Origin of the sequence: Paucibacter sp. XJ19-41, from assembly GCF_028462495.1 — a bacterium.
Classification (GTDB): Bacteria; Pseudomonadota; Gammaproteobacteria; order Burkholderiales; family Burkholderiaceae_C; genus Roseateles_E.
The window spans coordinates 24,519-30,654 of record NZ_JAQOWX010000070.1 but is presented as its reverse complement, the minus strand read 5'-3'; the positions used below and the strand labels follow the sequence as shown (position 1 = coordinate 30,654).

Sequence of the window (6,136 nt, the reverse complement as noted above, 5' to 3'; positions counted from 1 at the left end):
TCGGCCTCGGGCAGGCGCAGGGCCTGGCGCCGCACGCGCGCGCCCTGCCACAGCAGCAGCGGCGCCAGCGCCAACCGCACGATAGGCGCGAGCTGCAACATGCCGAGGGCTTACTCGAACTTGCTGAAGTCCGGCTGGCGCTTCTGGAAGAAGGCCTGGAAGGCTTCCATCGCCTCGGGGCTGCGCAGGCGGGCGCCGAAGATCTCGGCTTCGGTCTTGATCGTCGCCAGCACGGCCTCGGCCTGCGGCGCGCGCATCAGACGCTTGCTCTCACGCACCGCGCTGGGGGCCAGCTTGTTGAAGCGCTCGGCCACGCGGCGCGCATGGTTGACGACCTCGCCGGCCGGCAGCACCGCATTGGCGATGCCGCACTCGACCGCCTGCTCGCCGGTGAAGGGGTCGCCCAGCAGCAGCTTCTCGGCCGCGCGGCGGTTGCCCATCAGCTGCGGCACCAGCAGACTGGAGGCGAACTCGGGCACCAGGCCCAGGCTGACGAAGGGCATGGCCAGACGGGCGTCGTCGGCAACGAAGACGAAATCGCAGTGCAAGAGCATGGTGGTACCGATGCCGATGGCACCGCCGGTCACGGCGGCAATCACCGGCTTGTCGCAGCCCAGCAGCGCGCGCATGAACTGGAACACCGGGGCGTCCTCGCCCGAGCGCGGACGGGCCATGAAGTCCTCGAGATCGTTGCCCGAGGTGAAGATGCCGGGCTGGCCGTAGATCAGCACGGCGCGCACCTCGCCGGCCGTGGCGGCCGCGTTGATCGCATCGGCCATCTGCTGGTACATGTCCGAGGTCAGCGCGTTCTTCTTCTCGGGGCGGGCGATTTCGATGCTGGCCACGCCGTTGACGATGGCGGTCTTGATGGTCATGTCGGGGTCTCCTTGGAATGGATGTGATTGTCGGGGTTCGCGGCGGCCCGGGCCGTGGCGGTCAGCGCCTGCACCTGGGTCCAGTGGTTGGCCAGGTGCATCAGGTGGGCGCGCTGGTATTCGGCGCGGTCCAGCTGGCCATAGGCGAAATGTGGCTTGAACAGGCCCTTGTGCGCGCTGAAGGCCTGCATCGCGTCCAGCAGGCGTTGCACCGCGATCTTCAGGCCTTGCTCGGGATCGAGCGCGGGCGCGCCGGGAATCGGCTCGGCGAGATCGTGGCTCATCTGGCCACGGGCGTCGAACACCGCGAAGGCAGCTCGGCCCAGCGTCTGCTGGAACAGCGCGCTCCTGGCTTCGGGATAGCCCTGGATCGAGAACTCGATGCTTTGCGCCAGATGCTGCAGCAGCTGCGGCAGGCTCCAGCGCTCGTGCGCCAGATGATGCTGGCGCAACATCAGCTCCAGCACCGACTCGCGGGCCTGCTGCCAGCTGCTGAAGCCGGGCGAGAGCTCGCCGGCGCAGCCGCTCAGCAGCAGCGGCGAGGCGGACGCCAGCAGCAGATGGCGGCGCTTCATATCAGCCAGGCCGGCACCTGCGGCCACAAGCTGGCCTCGAAGTGCTTGCGAAAGAAACCGAAATGGCCGATGCGGCGTGCGCCGACATCCTTGGGTGCGATGCGGCGCAGCTCGGGGCTGGCACCGGCATAGAAGCCGTGCAGCGACTCGGTGTTGCGGCGGGACATGAACTCGTCGTCGGTGAAGGCCAGCGACAGCATCGGCGTGCACAGCGCAGCGTACTGCGCGCGCAGCGCCTGGCCGCCCTCGCCCATCATGTAGCCGGGGTCCAGGCACCAGCGCCGCCACTGCGCCATCACGCCGCGCGGCAGATCGNCGCGCGCAGCGCCTGGCCGCCCTCGCCCATCATGTAGCCGGGGTCCAGGCACCAGCGCCGCCACTGCGCCATCACGCCGCGCGGCAGATCGCCCACCTTGCGCAGCTTGCGGCCCGGGAAATAGCCGAACAGCGGCAGGGCGAGCGGCACGACCACATACCAGAGCCACCAGACATAGCGCCTCAGGCCCGCCGAGTTCTCGCGCCAGTAGCCGCTGCCGCAGCCGACGGTGATCGCGCGGCTGACACGCTCGCGATTCGGCAGCAGGCCGAGGATCTGACCGCCCAGGCTGTGGCCCAGCCAATGGATCGGTGTCGTCTCGCTGCCCAGGCGGCGCGACAACTCATCCAGCGCGGCGGCGGCATCGCGCTCGGCCCAGGTGCGGATGTCCGCGTCCAGGCCCTTCAGCGAGCGCCGCATCTCGGCCGGCCGCGAGGCACCCATGCCTCGATAGTCAAAGCTCAGCACCAGCCAGCCCTGCGCCGCCATCCAGTGGGCGAAGTCGGCGTAATAGCGCTGCTCCACGCCCATGGCAGGCGCGATCAGCAGGCCGGCCCTGGCCGTGGCCGCATCGCCATACAGATGGCCCTTCAGTTCAAAGCCGTCGCCGGCGCGGAAGCTGATCGTCATGCTGCGGGACTCCCCAGCGAACGCGCGGCCGAGGCCGCGCGTGTCAGGAACGCGTAGAGGCGGTCGATGATGGCGGCCCCACCCAGGCCGGCGCCGACGCGCATGGTCACCATGCCGTACTTGGCGCCAGTGCGGCGCAGGCCGTGGATCACCGAGGCGGCGCGGATCGCACCGGTCGCGCCCAGCGGGTGGCCCAGCGCAATCGCGCCACCGTTAGGGTTGACCTTGCTGCGGTCCAGCACGATGCCCTTGCTGTCCAGATCGTTCAGCACGGCCAGCGACTGGGCGGCGAAGGCCTCGTTCAGCTCGATCCAGCCCAGGTCCTGGGCCGAGATGCCGGCCAGCTTCAGCGCGGCCGGAATGGCTTCGATCGGGCCGATGCCCATGATCTCGGGCGGCACGCCGCGCACCGCGAAGCTGACGAAACGGGCCAGCGGGGTCAGGCCGAAGCGCTTGACCGCGGCTTCAGAGGCGACGATCAGCGCGCCGGCGCCGTCCGATGTCTGCGAGCTGTTGCCGGCGGTGACTGACCCAGAAGCGGCAAACACCGGCTTGAGCTTGGCCAGGCCTTCGGGCGAGGTGTCCTTGCGCGGACCTTCGTCGGTGTCAACGATGCGGCGCTGATGGTTCACCGAACCATCGGCCAGATTGGGCGAACGCTCGAGGATCTCGAAGGGCGTCATCTCGTCCTTGAAGTAGCCGGCCTCGATGGCGGCCAGCGCGCGGCGGTGCGATTCCAGCGCGAACTCGTCCTGGGCTTCGCGGCTGATCTTCCACTGCGCGGCCACCTTCTCGGCGGTCAGGCCCATGCCATAGGCCAGGCCGATGTTCTCGTCGCGCTCGAAGATCGCGGGCGGCAGGCTGGGCTTGTTGCCGCCCATGGGCACCATGCTCATCGACTCGACGCCGCCGGCAATCATCACTTCCGAATCGCCGATGCGGATCCGGTCGGCGGCAAAAGCCAGCGCGGTGATGCCCGAGGCGCAGTAGCGGTTGACCGTCACGCCGCCGACCGTGTTCGGCAGGCCGCTCAGCACGGCCGCGACGCGGGCGATATTCATGCCCTGCTCGCCCTCGGGGAAGGAGCAGCCGATGATGGCGTCCTCGATGGCGCGGGGGTCAAGACCCGGCACCTGGGCCAAGGCGGCCTGGATGGCGCGGCTCAGCATCTCGTCCGGACGGGTGTTCTTGTAGTAACCCCGGCCCGACTTGCCGATGGGCAGGCGGGTGGCGGCGCAGATATAGGCTTCTTGAACGTGCTTGCTCATGATGTGTTCCAGTCAGTTGGGGACAGAGCTACTCGCGTTGCTCGGGCGGTCTGTCCCGCAAGGTCATTAGTTCCGAACCGGCTTGCCGGTCTGCAGCATGCCCATGATGCGTTCCTGGGTCTTGGGGTGCTCCAGCAAGCTGCAGAAGTGCTTGCGCTCCAGCGACATCAGGTATTCCTCGTCGACCAGCGAACCGGCTTCGACCTCGCCGCCGCAGACCACATCGGCAATCAGGGCCGCCAGGTGGTAGTCGTGGGCGCTGATGAAGCCGCCGTCGCGCATATTGGCCAGCTGGCCCTTGATGGTGGCGATGCCCGAACGGCCGGCCACCGGGAACAGCGCCTTCAGCGGCGGACGGTAGCCCGACTCGAACATGGACTTGGCCTGGCTGGAGGCGACGTGCAGCAGCTCGTCCTTGTTCGGCACGACGATATCGCTGTCCAGCAGGAAGCCGTTCTTCTTCGCTTCCAGCGCCGAGGTCGCAACCTTGGCAGTGGCTGCGGTCGTGAAGCCGTCCTTCAGGAAGGCGAAGATGTCCGCATCGGCATTGCCCGCCTTGGCCATCTCGGCCGCACGGCGGGCGATATAGGTCAGACCGCCGCCGCCGGGGATCAGGCCGACGCCCACTTCCACCAAGCCGACATAGCTTTCCATATGCGCTACACGGCGCGCGCAATGCACGGCCAGCTCGGCACCGCCGCCCAGGGCCAGGCCGCGCATCGCGGCGACCACCGGCACATTGGCGTAGCGGATGCGCAGCATCATGTCCTGCAGCTTCTTCTCCTCCGGCGCGATGCCCTTGGCACCCGACTTCATGAAGACGGGCATCAGCGCTTCGAGGTTGGCACCGGCCGAGAACACATCGTCCGGGCTCCAGATCACCAGGCCCTTGTACTTCGCCTCGGCGATCTCGACGGCCTTCAAGAGGCCCTCGGTCACGGTGGGGCTGATCAAGTGCAGCTTGGCGGTGATGGAGGCGATCAACACCTCGCCATCCAGGCTCCAGACGCGGATCTCTTCGTTCTTGAACTCCTCCGTGCCGGCCTTCAGGGGCTCGGCCGCGCCCTCGCCCACCAGGGACTCGGGGAAGGCCTGGCGCTCATAGACCGGCAGCTTGGCGCGCGGCTTGAACTTGGCCTCAGCAGCGCTCCACGAGCCTTGCGTGCTGTGCACGCCGCCGTTCTCGGCCACCGGGCCCTCGCTGACCCAGGCGGGCAGCGGAGCGCTGGACAGGGTCTTGCCCTCGGCGATGTCGGCGGAGATCCACTCGGCGACCTGCTTCCAGCCGGCGGCCTGCCACAGCTCGAACGGGCCCTGGCTGCTGCCGAAGCCCCAGCGCATCGCGAAGTCGATTTCTCGCGCGGTATCGGCCACCGTGTTCAGATGCACGGCGGCATAGTGGAAGCTGTCGCGCAGGATGGACCATAGGAACTGGGCCTGCGGGTTGCTCGATTCGCGCAGCAGCTTGATGCGGTCGGCGGCGGGCTTCTTCAGCATGCGGGCGACGATGTCGTCGGCCTTCTTGCCGCCGGCGACGTACTCACCAGTGGCGAAGTCCAGGCGCTGGATGTCCTTGCCGACCTTTTTGTAGAAGCCGGCACCGGTCTTCTGGCCCAGCGCGCCCTTCTCGATCAGCGCGGCCAGCACCTTGGGCGTGGCATAGGTGCTGTAGAAGGGGTCGTCCTTCAGGTTGTCCTGCATGGTCTTGACGACATGGGCCATGGTGTCCAGGCCCACGACGTCGGCGGTGCGGAAGGTACCGCTGGAGGCGCGACCCAGCTTCTTGCCGGTCAGGTCGTCGACCACGTCGACCGACAGGCCGAACTTCTCGGCCTCGATCATCGTGGCCATCATGCCGGCGATGCCGACGCGGTTGGCGACGAAATTGGGCGTGTCATTGGCGCGCACCACGCCCTTGCCGACGGCGGTCGTGACGAAGCTCTCCAGCTGATCAATCACTTCCGGACGGGTGGTCGGCGTGTTGATCAGCTCCACCAGGTACATATAGCGCGGCGGGTTGAAGAAATGGATGCCGCAAAAGCGCGGCTTGATTTCTTCGGGCAGCACTTCGCTGAGCTTGGTGATCGACAGGCCCGAGGTGTTGGACGCGACGATCGCGTGCGGGGCGATGAAGGGGGCGATCTTGGTGTAGAGATCGAGCTTCCAGTCCATACGCTCGGCGATGGCCTCGATGATCAGGTCGCAATCCTTCAGCAGCTCCAGATGCTCCTCGTAGTTGGCCTGCTGGATCAGCGCGGCATTCTCGGGCACGGCCAGCGGCGCGGGCTTGAGCTTCTTCAGGCCCTCGACGGCCTTGCTGACGATGCCGTTCTTGGCACCTTCCTTGGCCGGCAGGTCGAACAGCACGACCGGCACCTTGACGTTGACCAGGTGCGCAGCGATCTGCGCGCCCATCACGCCAGCGCCGAGCACGGCGACTTTGCGAACTTGGAATCGACTCATGGTTTGCAT

6 protein-coding genes are annotated in these 6,136 nt (G+C 67.4%); all 6 read right to left on the bottom strand.

The window, feature by feature from the left end; genetic code table 11:
- Window positions 1–110: 110 nt before the first annotated feature.
- The 6 genes from PO768_RS17860 to PO768_RS17835 all read right to left on the bottom strand — a co-directional run bounded on the left by PO768_RS17860 (window position 111) and on the right by PO768_RS17835 (window position 6,127).
- The gene (locus tag PO768_RS17860) at window positions 111–875 is read right to left on the bottom strand and encodes an enoyl-CoA hydratase (RefSeq protein WP_137941204.1); all 765 of its coding nucleotides are present in this window, start codon (window positions 873–875) and stop codon (window positions 111–113) included.
- Window positions 872–1,450, bottom strand: coding sequence for a DUF1569 domain-containing protein (locus tag PO768_RS17855; protein ID WP_272647125.1), 579 nt, complete (start codon window positions 1,448–1,450; stop codon window positions 872–874). The genes PO768_RS17860 and PO768_RS17855 overlap by 4 nt, the downstream gene beginning before the upstream one ends.
- Entirely contained in the window at window positions 1,447–1,749 is a 303-nt protein-coding gene (locus PO768_RS17850) for a hypothetical protein (protein ID WP_272647124.1), read from the bottom strand. The genes PO768_RS17855 and PO768_RS17850 overlap by 4 nt, the downstream gene beginning before the upstream one ends.
- Window positions 1,746–2,297, bottom strand: coding sequence for an alpha/beta hydrolase family protein (locus PO768_RS17845; RefSeq protein ID WP_442953244.1), 552 nt, complete (start codon window positions 2,295–2,297; stop codon window positions 1,746–1,748). Before PO768_RS17845 ends, PO768_RS17850 begins: the two co-directional genes overlap by 4 nt.
- A gap of 95 nt (window positions 2,298–2,392) precedes the next feature.
- On the bottom strand, window positions 2,393–3,664 hold the full coding sequence (locus PO768_RS17840) for an acetyl-CoA C-acyltransferase (RefSeq protein ID WP_272647122.1): 1,272 nt from the start codon (window positions 3,662–3,664) through the stop codon (window positions 2,393–2,395).
- Window positions 3,665–3,730: 66 nt separating this feature from the next.
- Window positions 3,731–6,127, bottom strand: coding sequence for a 3-hydroxyacyl-CoA dehydrogenase/enoyl-CoA hydratase family protein (locus tag PO768_RS17835; protein ID WP_272647121.1), 2,397 nt, complete (start codon window positions 6,125–6,127; stop codon window positions 3,731–3,733).
- Window positions 6,128–6,136 lie beyond the last annotated feature (9 nt).

Bases quoted from the DNA above. Each gene is read 5' to 3' on its own strand.
- PO768_RS17855 (WP_272647125.1), bottom strand. From the start codon at position 1,450: ATGAAGCGCCGCCATCTGCTGCTGGCGTCCGCCTCGCCGCTGCTGCTG.
- PO768_RS17840 (WP_272647122.1), bottom strand. From the start codon at position 3,664: ATGAGCAAGCACGTTCAAGAAGCCTATATCTGCGCCGCCACCCGCCTG.
- PO768_RS17835 (WP_272647121.1), bottom strand. From the start codon at position 6,127: ATGAGTCGATTCCAAGTTCGCAAAGTCGCCGTGCTCGGCGCTGGCGTG.
- PO768_RS17860 (WP_137941204.1), bottom strand. From the start codon at position 875: ATGACCATCAAGACCGCCATCGTCAACGGCGTGGCCAGCATCGAAATC.